This is a genomic window from Bacillus sp. cl96 (assembly GCF_900100505.1).
Lineage (GTDB): Bacteria > Bacillota > Bacilli > Bacillales > Bacillaceae_G > Bacillus_A > Bacillus_A cereus.
Map to the genome: position 1 here is coordinate 206,764 of NZ_FNDM01000003.1, position 15,651 is coordinate 222,414.

A 15,651-nucleotide genomic window follows, 5' to 3' on the forward strand; every position below is an offset into this window, starting at 1 on the left:
GTTTGAAAGGGGAATTAGTATGTCTTGTTATTACTACTGTAAGTATTGTAAAGAGTATAAAAAGAAGCATCATGATTGTTGTAAGAACACTTGTAAGTGCCATGATAACAAGGACAATCTTGTTAGAGCATCGGCATTTAGAGCTAGAAATACTGTGAATCAAAATGTTCCTGCTAATACTTTTGTGAAAGTGTTATTTCAAAATGAACAATTTGATTTAGCGAATGAGTATAATCCAGCAACATCTATTTTTATGCCGAAGACTAAAGGTGTATATTCTATTATTGGAACGATTGGTTTCTTTCCAAACGATCCAACTTTAAATTATAGAGCGCGTGTAGAAATTCGTGTGAATGGAAACGCAGCGATAGCTATAGATAATGACTTTTTTGGTCCAATAAGTTTTGGAAATGTCGTAAGTGTTTCGACGATTGTTCAATTGAATGCAGGGGATGAAGTTGAGATTTATGCACAAAGTAGTATAGATGGAGTTTTAAGTCCTTTAGAAGATGGTGCACATTTTGAAGCAGCAAGATTTCCTTCTCCAATTAAATAAAGTCATTAAACAATGAGTTTGCAGAAGCTTAAAGGTAAACCCTCACCGAAATGGTGAGGGTTTTTTAATCTATTAAAAATAGTAACAGGTCGTCCAAGCTATTCTAATCTATATAGCATACTATGTAAAAATAAGTGTAAAGGGGGACTCACTATGTCTTATTATTACTGTAAGTATTGTAAAGATTACAAAAAGGAAAGTCATGATTGTTATAGGAAAAGTAGTAAATGTGATAGGAAGTATGTAAAGGTGAAGTGTTGTGATGATAAGAAAGAGGAGCTTGTAAGGGCATCGGCATTTAGAGCTGTGAATACAGTTAATCAACCTGTTCTAGCAAATACTCCTGTTAAAGTATTATTTCAAAATGAACAATTTGATCTAGCGAATGAATATAATCCAGTAACGTCGATTTTTACTCCGAAAACTAGAGGGGTATATAGTGTATTAGGAAATATAACATTTTCTCCAAATGATTTTAATGTAAATTACAGAGCTAGAGTAGAAATTCGTGTAAATGGCAATCCGGCAATAGCGATAGATAATGATTTCTTTGGAACAGGAGTATTTTTTAATAATGATGTTTCCGTAACTACTATTCTTCAATTAGAAGCAGGAGATTTAGTTGAAGTTTTTGCAGAAAGTAGTATTGCTGGCGTAATTGTACAAAATGTTAATGGTGTAAATACGGTTCACTTTGAAGCGGCAAGATTTCCTTCTCCAACTAAATAAAACTGATTATTAAATGTTTTTTAGTAGGTTTAGTTAATCCCCTTACCAAATGGTGGGGGATTATTATTGTTTTTCTAAAATATATAAGTAAATAGGTAAAGCGTAGTTTAATTTGTAAGGGCTTCAACCTTCTTCAGATAATAAACAGAATAATAAGTAACATGCTTGTAAAAACGCATTGTTAGTAAGTTTACTAGTTTTCTTATAGAACAAGAAAGACGGAATACATAAAAGATCGTATCATTATGTTTTTTCTTTACCATATAGAAATTATATATTGAACATAGATTTGTGTAGGGAATGCTAATACACTGAAAAGAATAGCATAAAGGCGATTACACTATATAAAAACAAAATCAATCCTAAGATGAGTAGTATTGGATGCAACTTGAACATATTTGACCTCCTTGAGTATATAAAGAATTTTAATATATTGTTGGTCAATTTAGAAGGGGGACGGTTACATAAAAAAAGAGCATACATAAAAAGTACGCTCCAAAGAAAGATAGGTTTTATGAGTGGATAATCTCCATACGATAATATATGTTCTTTTCATAAAAACGTGTAAAAAATCAATGAATTATCAATGGAATATCATAACATGAGTAATTTTAGTCTAGGAATGCAGTTATTTTCTTTCTCGGTTATTTTAGGTAATAAAGTTGTGAAAATCGTGCATTATGCGGACTAACAACGGGATAGCGATCGTACTTCCGTTACATATTTCTTAAAGTCTGGGTATTGCGTGATAGTTTGACATTTAGGGGTGCATAGTTGATTAATTATAGACACATTTGTAATTACTTCGTTACAAGGACCGAAAAATGTAATTTTTAGCTTTGAATTTGGTGGGATTTTGAACACGATAGGTTTTTTTTCCATGAAATCAGCTCCTAATATTGAGTATTATAATTTAATGGATATAGAGTCGTATTAGTATAATATGAAATTTCAGTGGATTTGCTTATAATAAAGAATTTTATAGTAGTAAAAGTGCTTAAAGATGTAAAGGGGAAATTGAGAATGGAAAATAAAATGTTTAATTAATATAATCAATAAATACGCAAATGGTTAATATAACTAATGCATTTTTTTGTTTGTTACATATTATGTTAGTAAGAATGGTATAAGGGGGTAGTATAAAATAGTGGAAGAAAATGTACAAGCTCAGCTTTCGCCACCGTGGATCACATATTTTAATGAATTAAAAAATTCAATAGGTGCTGATCCAACTGTTACAGTTGGGCCGCTTATTCCTGTTGGTGGTAATTATATTATTTTAGTGCATGCGTTAAGCAACGAAAAAGCGAGAGCATTAGCAACGCTTTTAAAATCTTTTGTACAATTTGGGAATGTAAGTGTGACAGTTATTGTAACGAATAATGAGAATGAAATTGTAAATCCATTTCCTTGTCCACTAGATGCATTTGAAATAGCTCATTTATTTCAAGTAGCACTAGAAAATAATCCTTATTTTGAACAAGTTGTGGTACAGCCTCAGTTCCCTGGCGGACCGAATGTTGTTTTTCCGGTTTTCGCTGCGGAAGTCATTCAGTTTTTCAATGACGATATTTCTAACTTATGTCAAACGTTTACAGGTGTTGCGGCCAATGTGTTTCGTGATGTAATGAATGATGAGGTTTGTGGTATCCCAATTCTATTTTCCACAAGTTGTGTTATGAGCAGTGAAAACTCACAATTACAAAATACAGATTTAGCACCAAAGTTGTTTTATTAAACTGTAAAAAGACATTTTCAGTAATAGAAAATGTCTTTTTTATGCACCAATAGTGTTCAGGTTGGAAAATTGCAATTTAATAGGAGTAAACTTCAATTAATTAAAATTTTTCTAAATCTCAAATTTCATGTAGAGGTAGTAATTTTGACTTAAGAATATATAGAAAATAAGGGATGAAATTTTTTAGTTGAAAGGAAATCGATACTGAAAGTTATAATTTAATAATACAGGAGATTTTTTTTAATATCTGTAAAAATGATTGATAGGACGAGATTACATAATAAATGAATAGTAGGGTATATTTCGAATGTTTTATGTGGCATACATGTTAAAGTTGATAGAAATATTTCTGAAAGAGAATATATTTTGAAAAACAGTAAAGATTCTTTTTATTTATATTATAGATAGTTAGTTTTAGAGAGAGGAGGCTTACAATAAAACAAGCTATGAATAAGACATTCAAAAGGAGCTGGAATGTATGGGGTATATTGTAGATATTTCAAAATGGAATGGAACTATTAATTGGGATATTGCAGCATCTCAGCTAGATTTAGTGATTGCTAGAGTTCAAGATGGCTCTAATACGGTGGATTTTATGTATCAAAATTATGTTAGTGAAATGAAAAAGCATAGTATCCCATTCGGTAATTATGCTTTTTGCCGTTTTATATCTATTGCTGATGCAAAGAAAGAGGCACAAGATTTTTGGAATCGTGGTGATTTTGGGTGGCGGACGTAGAAGTTCAAACGATGGCAGATATGCAAGGCGGGATACAGGCATTTATTGATGAATTACGCCGTTTAGGTGCGGAAAAAGTAGGATTATACGTAGGGCATCACACGTATTTATCATTTGGAGCATGTAATATTGAAGCTGATTTTGTATGGATCCCTCGTTATGGAGGGAATAAGCCAGCATATCCATGCGATATGTGGCAATATACGGATTCAGGGAATGTTCCTGGGATTGGGAAATGTGATCTGAATCGATTAGTAGGAAATAAGTCACTTTCTTGGTTTATAGATTCCAACAAAGCAAATCAATCTAACATAGTGTATACACAGCAACCGAATGGCATTGGTATTGCAGTTTCGAAATATCCTGATGGATACGGAATAAATTTATATGAAACTCCCATGACCCCTCAATTTACAGGTGCACTCACTCAGAAAATTCCATATTTAATCTTAACAGGTTATTGGGGAGGCGGTGAGCAAGATATGATTTGTTTAGAGAACGATAAGCAGTGGGCATATTTAAAACATTTTAATGTGAAATGGTTTTATGCAACTTCGAAATATCCTGTCGGTTACGGAGTAAATTATTATGAAGAGCCTGAATGTATGAATTATAAAGGGAATATAGATGGATCGACATCTTTTCGAGTGTGGGGTAGAGTGGGAAATGCGGTAGATATCGGGCAGAATAGTTGGATACCTGAAAAACATGTAATTATTAAGTAACTATAGCGGCAGTATTGTTTTTAAGGAGTATGTAAAGAGTCTTCTTACTATACATAATAGTAAGAAGACTCTTTACGTTTAAAAATGAAAATACATGATACATAGTCTACTCATATGAAATGAATTACATGTAGAAAACACACTGTTTTCACAATGACTGTGTATAGTTAATTTGCATAATGATAAAAGTGAGGTATTTGAATTGAAAAAGAAAAAAATATTTATTGGAACAATTATTTCATGCGTGATGCTAGCATTATCTGCATGTGGTTCCTCAGACAACGTAGTAACATCAAAAGTAGGGAATGTTACAGAGAAAGAATTAAGTAAAGAATTACGACAACAATATGGAGAAAGTACTTTATATCAAATGATGTTAAGTAAGGCATTGTTAGATAAATATAAAGTTTCAGATGAGGAAGCAAAAAAGAAAGTAGAAGAAGCAAAAGATAAAATGGGTGAGAACTTTAAATCGACTTTAGAACAACTTGGATTGAAAAACGAAGATGAATTAAAAGAAAAAATGAAGCCAGAAATTGCATTTGAGAAAGCGATTAAAGCAACAGTTACAGATAAAGATGTGAAAAATAACTATAAACCAGAAATGAAAGTAAGTCACATTTTAGTGAAAGATGAAAAAACGGCTAAAGAAATAAAGGAGAAAGTAAATAATGGTGAAGATTTTGCTGCCTTAGCAAAACAGTATTCAGAGGATACTGGTTCAAAGGAACAGGGCGGGGAAATATCTGGTTTTGCTCCTGGGCAAACAGTGAAAGAATTTGAGGAAGCTGCGTATAAATTAGATGCAGGCCAAGTAAGTGATCCGGTTAAAACAACTTACGGTTACCATATTATTAAAGTGACGGATAAAAAAGAATTGAAGCCATTTGATGAAGTAAAGGATAAAATTCGTAAAGATATAGAACAACAAAGACTACAAGATACGACAGGTAAATGGAAACAACAAGTAGTCAATGATTTATTGAAAGATGCTGATATTAAAGTGAATAATAAAGAATTTAAAGATACATTTAAATTTCTAGAAAAGAAATAATGACTGTAATCATAATTAGAAAAGGGAACTCATATAGAGTTCCCTTTTCTAATTAGTGTGTGAGTTATAAATAGATAGTAAGACAATACAATATTACATTTAAATATTAAGAATTACAATGGGAAATTATGGTTTATAATTATTTCAACGAAAGTGGATATTTTACGGTTTTCATTATGCAAGTTTATTACATATATTTACTCTTTAATAATGAATATCGAACATAATTTAAAAAATAATACATATAATGTTTTTGAATAAATATTTAACATGGATAATTAGTAAAAAGCTGAGCATTCGATTGGAAAGGATGTTCTTTTTGTTGTGAAAATTTTAGGATAAAGAATGAATCGTTTTAAACGCATCATTTACCACATCAATAAATTAAGGTGGGGAGAATATATGAAAGTAATCTTTCAAGGAGAGGGCGGAGCGAAAATTTTTGAGTCATATGATGAAAATATAAGTGATTTATTAGTTATATTAAAAGAAACGAAAGGGATTAAAATTGGGATGGTTGAGTATAAAGTGTTAAAGTACGAACTTAATTATTTTCGTCATCCGAAAAAAGCGGATACAGAGAGAGAGTTACATATAATAGTACAACCTAAGTATATGTAATAAAATATAATAATAAAAATCACTGATTCAGTTTTGTAAAGTTCCATAGAGTATGTAAGAAAAGAGAGTGTTGTAAATGCTCTCTTTTCTTATGCTTTGTGAGTTCGTTCATCATAGTATATGTTTTCAGTTATAGATGGTTAATAAACGATAAAAATTTAAAACTTTTTCGTTTAGGCAGGGATTTTATATTTGAGTAAATAAATATACTATGAAGTATTTTTTATACGAATATTGAAGGAGTATAAAATGAGTTTAGCAAGTTACACAGGCTGTAATGTAGAAATTCCGTTAACGGATCCAGATTCTAATGATGTAATTGTTTTTGGACCGTGTTTTTCAGATGAAAGTATGCTTGAAATTGTACAAGATTATCAATTCCAAACAAATTACACATATGAGGTTTCAACTAATTGGGGAATTGAACTGGTCGAGTGGCAAAATGTAAAGGAAAAAAAAGAAGTGAAAGAAAAACTTTTAACTTTATGCAAGATTATGGAAAGTTATTTGGAAGATGGAGACTATTTCGAATTATTTAGTTGTTGGGTTGGTGATGAAGATAAGGAACGAGTAGGGGAATTGAACTTAAAAATAAATCATTTTAATATAGATGAATTATGTATTCCAGAAAGAACATTAGTTAGGATAGAAAAATAAGCTTTGAATATTTTTTAGAAAAAGGCGATTTCACTTTGTGTGAAGTCGCCTTTTAGTTTTTATATGCATTTTATATAAGAAATGAAAAGTTTATTTGATAAAGGAAAAAATATGGAGATAAATAAAATTATGTTTTTTGTTAAGAAATAATAAGTATAGCTCTTCTCAAAGGAACGTAAGTTCGTGTATAATAAGAACGAATGTTCTTTTGAGAGGTAACCTAATTATAGTTTAGAAGTAAATTCGAGTTTAGTAAGTATTAAAAATAACTAAGGGATAGCATGAATAAATAAATGTATAAATGATCAAGGAGATAAAAAATGAACGATGTAAAGATACAAAAAGAAGAAAGAGAGTGGGTTCCGTTTACAGTAATGTCCGAAAAACTTTTAAATATGAGAAAGATTATTGGAGAGAAATTAAAAGTACAAAAACCGCTTTTAACAAATGAAGCAAAAGAGAGGATTTCTGATAAATTATTAACGTCATTACTGTCTGAGAAAGAAATATTGGTAACATATTTTGAAGATGGTTACATATTAACAAGCTACATGACTGTTGTACATATCAATCCGGTAAAACAAATTGTAATTTGTACAGACGCCTTTTATAAAACTTACGTATTTAACGCTATGGATATTATTGAAATAATGTAAAAGAAGCTGAATATTAAATGGCAGCTTTTTTTATTTCTGATTTATGAGACAAATAATATAAGAAAAAGCAGCTAGCTTTGTGCTAGCTGCTGAGCCCCAGGGAAAGGGAGAAAAAGATAGGGTACTCCAAAATCGATAAGAGCTGTCAAACAGCCTGATTATAGTATAGACAAATTAAAATTTTCTATACAAAAAGTTGAACATAAGATTAGGCTGTACCCACTTGGTTTTGATCTGCAAGGTCAGAATCAAATGTATTGGTCGCGCTAACACCGCTAAAAGTATTAACAACAAAACCAACGTTTGATGCGCCGGAACCATTATAAGCTTTCGTATTTTCTTTCGGAGAAACGTTGTAGAAATCACCTAAGTTAAATGATCCATTACTATTTTGTACAACTAAATTTCCTACAACTGATGGCATAATTTTCACCTGCTTTATAAAAAGTTGTTAACATTACTATATGGAGTTATAGTCCAGATGGTTCATATAATAAAAATTGTGGAATAGTAAAACGTTTGGAGCATGGATTTCAATAAAAGTGTGTTAAAATTAATATAATAAAGTTGAGTAATTTTTTTAAAAAATTTGTATAATTGATATATATGAAAATAAAGGAGGCAAAATGTAATGAAAGATATTATGAAAAAAGTTGATTTAACAGATGCCAAATCAAGTAATCTTGTTGCACTAATTTATAGTAATGAAGTTATATTAGTTGAAGACGCATTTTGTCCAAATGAAATAAAATTAAAGTTTAATGAAATTGCAATTTTATCTGCAATTAAAACAGCTCATATTGCGAAAGTGTCTATTAGGAAAGAACTTGAAGCGCTTTTTCATGATACGGGTGTTATATTAGTGAAACAAAATGTTGATTATGGTAGTAGCCAATCTATTACCATGCATTTTGAGCAATTTAAAAAGTTGCAAGATGAGATTGAACATTTAAATAAAAGTATGTAATAAAGCAGCTAAATAAAGGTTCTATCATAAAGGTGGAATGTGTTGTGTTGAAAAAGTGGTTTAAAAATTATTTGGGTGAATCGCATTGTAAACATAAATATATTTTTATTAAGATGCAGGATAATGAGGATTTTAAAAAAGGTACATTAGGTGTAGTTTATATTTACCAGTGTGAGAAATGTGGAAAAGAGAAGTTGAAATATAAAAACAATAATGAAATAAACAATGAATTTTTAGATATATAGCAAAAAGTAACCATGATGGTTACTTTTTTTGTTTATGTATACAATATCAAAACCATTACTAAAGTATGAGTTGAGTTAATACTATAGTAAATCGCTGAATAAAAATGAAGAGAGTAAGATATAGGGAAGGAGGATGAGAGAAATGAAGCGAAAAGAAATTAGTAAATCTGTAATTATTACAGGCGTGACACAAGGGTTAGGGCGTGCGATGGTTGATCGATTTCATGAATTAGGGTGGAACATATATGGTTGTGGACGTTCAAAAGATAAAATTGAAGAACTAAAAAAACAGTACAGTAAAATACATGATTTCCAAGTAATTGATGTTTCAGATTCTCAGCAAGTTAACAATTGGGCAAATTATATACTTAATACACATACAGCTCCCAATATGATAATAAATAATGCATCGATTGTAAATCAAAATGCACAACTTTGGAAAATTACGGCTCAAGAATTCGAAAATGTAATGAATGTAAACGTGAATGGTGTAGTAAATGTAATAAGAGCATTTGTTCCAGCGATGGTAGCTAGGAAAGAAGGAATTATCATTAATATGAGTTCTAGTTGGGGGAGAGAAGGTGAGGCTGAGCTTGCGCCATATTGTGCCTCGAAATTTGCTATTGAAGGTATCACTAAATCTATGGCCCTGGAATTACCCCATGGCATGGCTGTAGTTGCTTTAGATCCTGGAGGGAGTAATAGTACTCCAATGCTGAAGTCATGTGCGCCACAATATATAAATGAATCGCCTACACCTGAAACTTGGTCACATAAAGCAATTGAATATATATTGAATATAACAATAGATAAAAATGGAGATTCATTGACATGCCCAGCATGCATATAAAAAGCACCTTTAAGGTGCTTTTATATTAGTAGCACATTATATCATTCACAAAATTACATCTAAAAAATAAAATAAAAGATTAAGGGTGAGATTTGTTTGTTTTGAAAGCTTTAGAAAATATTTAAATAGGTGATAAAAATGAATCCAAGCAGTTTAAAAGTGACAGGGGCATGGTTTCAAGTGGGAGGGAATCTTACAGCTGCTATTGGAACGACAAGAGGATTTATTGGAGAAGAGAAAGTTGAATCGGATCTTGTTATTGTAGGAAGCTCATTACAAGCTCTCGGATATATATTACAAATCATTGCGAGCAATTATGATGATGGGGAAGAAAAAAGAGAAAATCAAAATATAGGCTTAGAGAATCAAAGTAAATTACTTGATCAAATAGGAATTGAGTTATTAGCATTAGGCAATATATCAAATGTAATAGGAACATATTTTAATATAAATGAACAATTGAAAGAAAATGATTATCTTATCATTACAGGGAACAGTTTACAATCGATCGGTGCTTTTTTAGGAGTAGAAGCAGCTTTGTTGGATATAAATGTATTACAGAAAATTATTATACTGGGTAACTCCATGCAAAGTTTAGGGGCTGGATTACAAGCGTATCAAGGTGTTTCAAATGTATTGAAAGATGAGGGAGAAAATGAAGATAGTATTTTTGATAAGAAGGATGAGAGAATCATTGCACTCATTGGTATTTGGATACAAGCGATAGGAACGTTAATTTCTGCAATTGGAGTAACTGCAATAGAGGAAGAAAATAGGCTAGAAAACAATAAAAAGTCTGAAATACTTATTTAAATAGAAGGAGATACATTGATTTTAGAGGTAGGTTAAGATTAAAATGGTAGTAGGTTTTTTTGCGTATATTTTGAAAAGTGATATATAAAATACAAAATAAGGAGTTTTCAAGGGATGATGTATTTATTAGCAATTCTTCTTCCACCTGTTGCTGTATTATTTTGTGGAAAACCAATTCAGGCAATCATAAATTTCATATTAACATTAATATTTTGGGTTCCAGGAGTTATACATGCAATTCTTGTAGTGCATGATAAAAAAGCTGATCGGCGTTTAAAAAAACAAATTCAAGCATATGATGAAATTAATAAGAGGAATCGAAGATAATTCATCTGCAAAATGTTTTTAAAAGAAAGGAGGATTAACCTCCTTTCTTTTTTAGTGGTTGTTAAGTTTAGATTTTTGTGTGGCGGAAAGAATTTTTAATGTAAGTATTATGATAATAACTTTTAGATTGTGCATGTAATAGGCCAGTATAAATACTTTCTGGTACATTAAAGAAATCGTACATACCATTCTTTAATTGGATTCGCAAAATCATAGAAAAAGGATTATAACCAACAGCAACTATATTTTTTGAAATTACGGGAGATAGCTTCATCATTACGCAACTCCTCACTTTTTATTTTTAATACTTTTTTGTAAATGTTGAGGTTGTGATGTTGAAATCCTTATAATTTAAGAGGTATTATACTTATATGCAATATATTAAATGTTTGTTATACGTAATTATAAGGAAGTTCACACGAAGTACATATCGTTGTGCTATTTTTATTTCACCTTTGATTTATAAATAAGAAAATATTGACCATTTGAAAAAAAGGTATATTATTTATACGAGGTATTAAAAATTCACTTTTTACATTCTATGCTTCAAGGGGCAGCGTTATTAGGAAAAATAGAAGTGAAAATAGTTTGTATAAGAAGTATTCTAAAATTTATAATCTGTGAATTGGGAAAATATTGAATGCTCCAGGTCAATATACTTTCTTAATCAAATTTATTTTAGAAAGCGACCTCAATATTTTTAAGTAAATCAACGGGAGAATTGAAAGGCAGGAGAAAGTAACATGTCAGAAAATTATCGTTCTCGAGAGGAACGACGACAAGTTAAAAAGAAAAAACAACCAGCTTCTAAAACACAAAAGCCAAAAGGTAAAACATCATTCTTTCGCAAGTTTTTAATTACTTGTTTATTACTTGGTATTGTTGGTTTAGTGGCGGGGGTTGCTACCTTTTTCGTAATGATTAAGGATGCACCAAAACTTGAGAAAGCAAAACTTGTTAATCCGTTATCCTCAAAAATTTATGATAAAAACGGGGATTTGGTATATGAATATGGAAAAGAAAAAAGGACGAATGTTACGTATGAGCAAATACCTAAATTAGTAGAAAATGCATTTTTAGCGACAGAAGATTCACGTTTTTATGAGCATAGCGGAGTAGATTTTAAAGGTACTGCCCGTGCTGTTCTAGTAAGTCTTAAAGGGGATTATGGTTCTCAAGGTGGAAGTACGATAACACAGCAAGTTATTAAAAACTACTTCTTATCAATGGACAAAACACCAAAGCGTAAAGCGCAAGAAATATATTTAGCTTATAAGCTAGAACAACAGTATTCAAAACATGAAATATTAGAGATGTACTTAAATAAAATTAACTTAGGAAACCGTTCATACGGAATCGCAACAGCAGCACAAAACTACTATGGTAAAGAATTGAAGGACTTAACATTACCAGAAGTTGCGATGCTTGCAGGTTTACCGAAAGCACCGAATAACTATGATCCAACGAAAAAAGAAAATGTTCAAAAAGCAACAGAAAGAAGAAATGTTGTTCTAAGTTTAATGAACCGACATGGATATATAACAAAACAGGAAATGGAAGAAGCATCAAAAGTTGACGTAGAAAAGGGGCTTAAGCCTGCAGCTCAACTACAAACAATGCCATACCCTGCATTTATGGATGCAGTTGTGAAAGAAGTAGAAAAAGAATTACCAGATGCTAATATCGGTTCTGACGGTTTAGAAATTTATACAACGTTAGATCCGAAAGCACAGAAACTTGCTGATAATATTTTAAATAATAATATCATTGATTATCCGAACGATAAATTCCAAGGTGCATTCACATTTATGGATACGAAAACAGGAGAAGTTCGTGCTATAGGTAGTGGCCGTGGAGAAAATAAAGCTGTATTTAAAGGGCATAATATGGCAATTGAATTAGATCGTGCAGCTGGTTCAACGATGAAGCCGATTTTCGACTACGCTCCTGCAATTGAATATTTAAAATGGGCTACGTACCATCAAATTGATGACTCTCCATTTAAGTATTCAACGGGACAAGAAGTACGAAATGCAGATAGAAGTCATATGGGTCCAATTACAATGCGTGAAGCATTAAAAATGTCGCGTAATATTCCTGCAATTAAAACTGCAAAAGAAGTAGGGATTAGTAAATCGAAAGAATTCTCTGAGAAACTAGGTATTACATTTAATACAGCACCGACAGAATCGACAGCGATTGGTACAAATGAAGTATCGCCAACTGAAATAGCGGGTGCTTATGCGACATTTGGTAATGAAGGTAAATATACGAAACCGCATTTTGTTAAGAAAGTCGTTTATCCAGACGGTAAGTCACAAAGTTTTGGACAAAAACCAAAACAAGTTATGACAGATTCTACCGCATACATGATTACTGATATGCTTCGTTCTGTAGTTACATCAGGTACTGGTACATCGGCAAATGTAGGCTCTTTAGATGTAGCTGGTAAAACGGGTACGACAAACTATTCATCAAAGCAATTAGCTCAATATAAAATTCCAGAAAGTGCAACTCGTGATAGTTGGTTCGCTGGATATACACCGCAATATACGATGGCAGTATGGACTGGGTATATGAAAGATGGTAAAGACGAGTATATTAGTAGTAAAAATACGAAAATTGCACAGTTGATCTTTAAAGAAATGATGAGCGAAATGGCTACAGATAAATCACGCTTTAAAATGCCAAGTAGTGTTATTCAAGAAGGTAGTGAGCTACGTATAAAAGGTGAAAAACGTGATTCATCGCCAAATACTAGCGTACCGGATACAACGGAGCAACCAAAACAAGATCAACAGCAAAAAACTGAAGAAGAGAAAAAGCAAGAAGAATTAAAGAAACAAGAAGAACTGAAAAAACAAGAAGAACAAAAGAAACAAGAGGAACTTAAGAAGCAAGAAGAACAAAAGAAACTAGAAGAGCAAAAGAAACAAGAAGAACAAAATAATGGAAATGGCCAAGGAACGACACCTCCAGCAAATAACGGAGGAGGTCAAGGAAATACGACACCTCCAGCAAATAATGGAGGAGGTCAAGGAAATGCGACACCTCCAGCAAATAATGGAGGAGGTCAAGGAAATACGACACCTCCAGCAAATAACGGAGGAGGTCAAGGAAATACAACTCCACCAGCGACCACACAACCAGAGACTGGCGGTAATGCAGGAGAGACCCCTGCTAATAATGGGCAATAAGAAAAATTTATAAAAAATATTAAAAAGCACTTAAGATTTGTGAAAATTACAATCTTAAGTGCTTTTTTCGTTTAAATGTAGTAGCTATGAAATGATGTGTTTTAAATGTTAAACGTACCATAAAAATTTTGAAAATAAATTGATGGGAAATGATAAAAGACTTGAGCCTGAGGTAGTGGAGCGTGGCTAGGATGATAAAAGGTAGTGCTACTTGGATGGGCACCATGATGCCAAAATGAAGGGGTAGCTTGACCTGGTGATTGGTATTGTTGCCAAATTGCTGGAAGTTCAATGCCGACATCGGAACTTGCTGTATGAACGGCGGGGGCATGTATTTCGGGTATCGAAGGAACCACGACAGTTACTCTTGATGATAATACCCACATAAAATAATCACTCCTAAGTTGTGATAATAAATTAGTATATTCTTTTCACACGTATAAAGGTACATATATAGGACTTTCGTTTAAAATATGCGTACAAAGTCTTAAGACTAATGTAAGCTGATGGTGGACTATTTAATATGAAAAGATACGTCTATTTGCGGAGGGAAAAGAGATAAAAAAAATATACAATGAGGGTGTTAATCGTAATATTTTACGAGTGTATGGAGGTATTTTTATGGAACGATTATGGACGAAATCATTTATTCAAATGACTTTCGCAATGTTATTTTTATTTACAGGATTTTATTTACTTGTTCCAACGCTCCCGCTCTTTATTAAAGAGATAGGTGGCAATGAATCGCAAGTTGGACTTATGATGGGGATGTTTACAATAGCTGCTGTTGTAATACGACCGATTATTGGAGGAATGTTAGATCAATATGGTAGAAGATCCTTTATTATTTTCGGACTCATCTTTTTTGGCTTAACGATGTATTCCTATAATATAGCATCGACTATTGTCCTTTTAGCTGTTTTACGTGTTATTCACGGAGTAACATGGGCTGTTTCTACAACAGCTGTTGGAACAGCAATAACGGATATTATTCCAGATTCACGCCGCGGTGAAGGTATGGGTTGGTACGGGATGGCGATGACAATTGCAATGGCGATCGGACCTATGATTGGATTATGGGTTGTGCAAAATTATTCATTTGATGGTCTATTTTTATTAGCGACGTTGTTATCTTTTATGGCAGTCGTATTATCATTAATAACGAAGATCCCATTTACGCCACAAAAAGAAAAAGGGAAAATTCAGCTATTTGAGAAATCCGTATTAACAATCACGATTGTAGTATTCTTTTTATCGTTTGCATATGGAGGAATAACAACCTTTTTACCGTTATTTGCATCATCAATTCATGTAAACCCGGGAACTTTCTTTCTTGTATATGCAATTGCATTAACAATTGTAAGACCAATTTCAGGGAAACTATTAGATAAGTATGGAGAAGTATTCATTATACTTCCAGCATTATGTATTACTATTTTAGCTATAGTTGTTTTAACTATTTCAAATGGTTTGATAGGTGTAATTATCGCAGCAACATTATACGGTATTGGATTTGGTTCAGCGCAGCCAGCTTTGCAAGCGGCAATGCTTACAATTGTCGATCCGAGTAAAAGAGGAGTTGCAAATGCTTCATTTTTTACAGCGTTTGATTTAGGAATCGGGTTAGGTGCTATTTTACTTGGAGTTGTTTCACAAATGTTTGGTTATCGTATTTTATTTTCAGGGAGTGCAATTTCAGCATTGATAGCCTTAATTATTTTCGTCTTCTTTGTAAAACAACGATTAGGAAAAAAAGAGTTTGCGTAAACTGGAGGAA

Annotated in this window: 18 protein-coding genes and 1 pseudogene; 15 read left to right on the forward strand and 4 right to left on the reverse strand. The window is 32.1% G+C overall.

Features of this window, described 5'->3' with window-relative positions; genetic code table 11:
• Positions 1–19: 19 nt before the first annotated feature.
• Together BLT20_RS08700 and BLT20_RS08705 are read left to right on the forward strand one after the other, a co-directional pair.
• On the forward strand, positions 20–556 hold the full coding sequence (locus BLT20_RS08700; protein WP_002183539.1) for a C1q-like domain-containing protein: 537 nt from the start codon (positions 20–22) through the stop codon (positions 554–556).
• A gap of 153 nt (positions 557–709) precedes the next feature.
• Positions 710–1,285: a complement C1q domain-containing protein gene (locus BLT20_RS08705; RefSeq protein ID WP_000122943.1), complete on the forward strand. Its 576-nt coding sequence runs from the start codon at positions 710–712 to the stop codon at positions 1,283–1,285.
• A 687-nt stretch (positions 1,286–1,972) separates the two neighbouring features.
• Here the strand turns inward: BLT20_RS08705 and BLT20_RS08710 are convergent.
• On the reverse strand, positions 1,973–2,167 hold the full coding sequence (locus BLT20_RS08710; protein ID WP_000412555.1) for a hypothetical protein: 195 nt from the start codon (positions 2,165–2,167) through the stop codon (positions 1,973–1,975).
• A 265-nt stretch (positions 2,168–2,432) separates the two neighbouring features.
• On the opposite strand from BLT20_RS08710, the gene BLT20_RS08715 reads away from it, so the two are divergent.
• The 6 genes and pseudogenes from BLT20_RS08715 to BLT20_RS08740 all read left to right on the forward strand — a co-directional run bounded on the left by BLT20_RS08715 (position 2,433) and on the right by BLT20_RS08740 (position 7,475).
• Positions 2,433–3,023 carry a hypothetical protein gene (locus BLT20_RS08715; protein ID WP_000392281.1) on the forward strand — a complete coding sequence of 197 codons (591 nt, stop codon included), beginning with the start codon at positions 2,433–2,435 and terminating at the stop codon, positions 3,021–3,023.
• 478 nt (positions 3,024–3,501) lie between these two features.
• A pseudogene (locus BLT20_RS08720) lies at positions 3,502–4,487 on the forward strand (glycoside hydrolase family 25 protein).
• Positions 4,488–4,689: 202 nt separating this feature from the next.
• Entirely contained in the window at positions 4,690–5,541 is an 852-nt protein-coding gene (locus BLT20_RS08725) for a peptidylprolyl isomerase PrsA (RefSeq protein ID WP_000727348.1), read from the forward strand.
• Between the two features lie 402 nt (positions 5,542–5,943).
• Positions 5,944–6,162 carry a hypothetical protein gene (locus BLT20_RS08730; RefSeq protein ID WP_000864275.1) on the forward strand — a complete coding sequence of 73 codons (219 nt, stop codon included), beginning with the start codon at positions 5,944–5,946 and terminating at the stop codon, positions 6,160–6,162.
• A gap of 249 nt (positions 6,163–6,411) precedes the next feature.
• Positions 6,412–6,819, forward strand: coding sequence for a KH domain-containing protein (locus BLT20_RS08735; protein WP_000050526.1), 408 nt, complete (start codon positions 6,412–6,414; stop codon positions 6,817–6,819).
• A gap of 320 nt (positions 6,820–7,139) precedes the next feature.
• A complete protein-coding gene (locus BLT20_RS08740) occupies positions 7,140–7,475 on the forward strand; it encodes a YolD-like family protein (RefSeq protein ID WP_002025743.1) in 336 nt (111 codons plus the stop codon).
• A gap of 208 nt (positions 7,476–7,683) precedes the next feature.
• Here the strand turns inward: BLT20_RS08740 and gerPF are convergent, their stop codons facing one another.
• Positions 7,684–7,899: a spore germination protein GerPF gene (gene gerPF / locus BLT20_RS08745; protein ID WP_001141569.1), complete on the reverse strand. Its 216-nt coding sequence runs from the start codon at positions 7,897–7,899 to the stop codon at positions 7,684–7,686.
• A 207-nt stretch (positions 7,900–8,106) separates the two neighbouring features.
• Here gerPF and BLT20_RS08750 point away from each other — a divergent pair, with 207 nt between their 5' ends.
• The 5 genes from BLT20_RS08750 (at position 8,107) to BLT20_RS08770 (ending at position 10,677) form a co-directional block, all read left to right on the forward strand.
• On the forward strand, positions 8,107–8,442 hold the full coding sequence (locus BLT20_RS08750) for a hypothetical protein (protein WP_000651907.1): 336 nt from the start codon (positions 8,107–8,109) through the stop codon (positions 8,440–8,442).
• A gap of 44 nt (positions 8,443–8,486) precedes the next feature.
• The gene (locus BLT20_RS08755) at positions 8,487–8,687 is read left to right on the forward strand and encodes a hypothetical protein (RefSeq protein ID WP_000915143.1); all 201 of its coding nucleotides are present in this window, start codon (positions 8,487–8,489) and stop codon (positions 8,685–8,687) included.
• Positions 8,688–8,829: 142 nt separating this feature from the next.
• On the forward strand, positions 8,830–9,537 hold the full coding sequence (locus tag BLT20_RS08760) for an SDR family oxidoreductase (RefSeq protein ID WP_000823065.1): 708 nt from the start codon (positions 8,830–8,832) through the stop codon (positions 9,535–9,537).
• 138 nt (positions 9,538–9,675) lie between these two features.
• Entirely contained in the window at positions 9,676–10,350 is a 675-nt protein-coding gene (locus tag BLT20_RS08765) for a DUF6944 family repetitive protein (protein ID WP_001070036.1), read from the forward strand.
• A gap of 114 nt (positions 10,351–10,464) precedes the next feature.
• The gene (locus tag BLT20_RS08770) at positions 10,465–10,677 is read left to right on the forward strand and encodes a YqaE/Pmp3 family membrane protein (RefSeq protein ID WP_000990233.1); all 213 of its coding nucleotides are present in this window, start codon (positions 10,465–10,467) and stop codon (positions 10,675–10,677) included.
• Positions 10,678–10,744: 67 nt separating this feature from the next.
• Here the strand turns inward: BLT20_RS08770 and BLT20_RS08775 are convergent, their stop codons facing one another.
• Entirely contained in the window at positions 10,745–10,954 is a 210-nt protein-coding gene (locus tag BLT20_RS08775) for a KTSC domain-containing protein (protein ID WP_000977081.1), read from the reverse strand.
• Between the two features lie 466 nt (positions 10,955–11,420).
• Between BLT20_RS08775 and BLT20_RS08780 the strand changes: the two genes are divergently transcribed.
• On the forward strand, positions 11,421–13,874 hold the full coding sequence (locus BLT20_RS08780; RefSeq protein ID WP_001293966.1) for a transglycosylase domain-containing protein: 2,454 nt from the start codon (positions 11,421–11,423) through the stop codon (positions 13,872–13,874).
• A gap of 101 nt (positions 13,875–13,975) precedes the next feature.
• Here the strand turns inward: BLT20_RS08780 and BLT20_RS08785 are convergent, their stop codons facing one another.
• Positions 13,976–14,260 (reverse strand): hypothetical protein, encoded by a 285-nt coding sequence (locus tag BLT20_RS08785; RefSeq protein WP_073339428.1) that lies wholly within the window; start codon positions 14,258–14,260, stop codon positions 13,976–13,978.
• A gap of 235 nt (positions 14,261–14,495) precedes the next feature.
• Between BLT20_RS08785 and BLT20_RS08790 the strand changes: the two genes are divergently transcribed.
• On the forward strand, positions 14,496–15,641 hold the full coding sequence (locus BLT20_RS08790; RefSeq protein ID WP_000440662.1) for an MFS transporter: 1,146 nt from the start codon (positions 14,496–14,498) through the stop codon (positions 15,639–15,641).
• The last annotated feature ends 10 nt before the right edge of the window (positions 15,642–15,651 follow it).

Excerpts from the sequence above, each read along its gene's own strand:
- BLT20_RS08700 (WP_002183539.1), top strand. The coding sequence starts at position 20 with ATGTCTTGTTATTACTACTGTAAGTATTGTAAAGAGTATAAAAAGAAG.
- BLT20_RS08705 (WP_000122943.1), top strand. The coding sequence starts at position 710 with ATGTCTTATTATTACTGTAAGTATTGTAAAGATTACAAAAAGGAAAGT.
- BLT20_RS08710 (WP_000412555.1), bottom strand. The coding sequence starts at position 2,167 with ATGGAAAAAAAACCTATCGTGTTCAAAATCCCACCAAATTCAAAGCTA.
- BLT20_RS08730 (WP_000864275.1), top strand. The coding sequence starts at position 5,944 with ATGAAAGTAATCTTTCAAGGAGAGGGCGGAGCGAAAATTTTTGAGTCA.
- BLT20_RS08735 (WP_000050526.1), top strand. The coding sequence starts at position 6,412 with ATGAGTTTAGCAAGTTACACAGGCTGTAATGTAGAAATTCCGTTAACG.
- BLT20_RS08740 (WP_002025743.1), top strand. The coding sequence starts at position 7,140 with ATGAACGATGTAAAGATACAAAAAGAAGAAAGAGAGTGGGTTCCGTTT.
- gerPF (WP_001141569.1), bottom strand. The coding sequence starts at position 7,899 with ATGCCATCAGTTGTAGGAAATTTAGTTGTACAAAATAGTAATGGATCA.
- BLT20_RS08750 (WP_000651907.1), top strand. The coding sequence starts at position 8,107 with ATGAAAGATATTATGAAAAAAGTTGATTTAACAGATGCCAAATCAAGT.
- BLT20_RS08760 (WP_000823065.1), top strand. The coding sequence starts at position 8,830 with ATGAAGCGAAAAGAAATTAGTAAATCTGTAATTATTACAGGCGTGACA.
- BLT20_RS08765 (WP_001070036.1), top strand. The coding sequence starts at position 9,676 with ATGAATCCAAGCAGTTTAAAAGTGACAGGGGCATGGTTTCAAGTGGGA.
- BLT20_RS08770 (WP_000990233.1), top strand. The coding sequence starts at position 10,465 with ATGATGTATTTATTAGCAATTCTTCTTCCACCTGTTGCTGTATTATTT.
- BLT20_RS08775 (WP_000977081.1), bottom strand. The coding sequence starts at position 10,954 with ATGATGAAGCTATCTCCCGTAATTTCAAAAAATATAGTTGCTGTTGGT.
- BLT20_RS08780 (WP_001293966.1), top strand. The coding sequence starts at position 11,421 with ATGTCAGAAAATTATCGTTCTCGAGAGGAACGACGACAAGTTAAAAAG.
- BLT20_RS08785 (WP_073339428.1), bottom strand. The coding sequence starts at position 14,260 with ATGTGGGTATTATCATCAAGAGTAACTGTCGTGGTTCCTTCGATACCC.
- BLT20_RS08790 (WP_000440662.1), top strand. The coding sequence starts at position 14,496 with ATGGAACGATTATGGACGAAATCATTTATTCAAATGACTTTCGCAATG.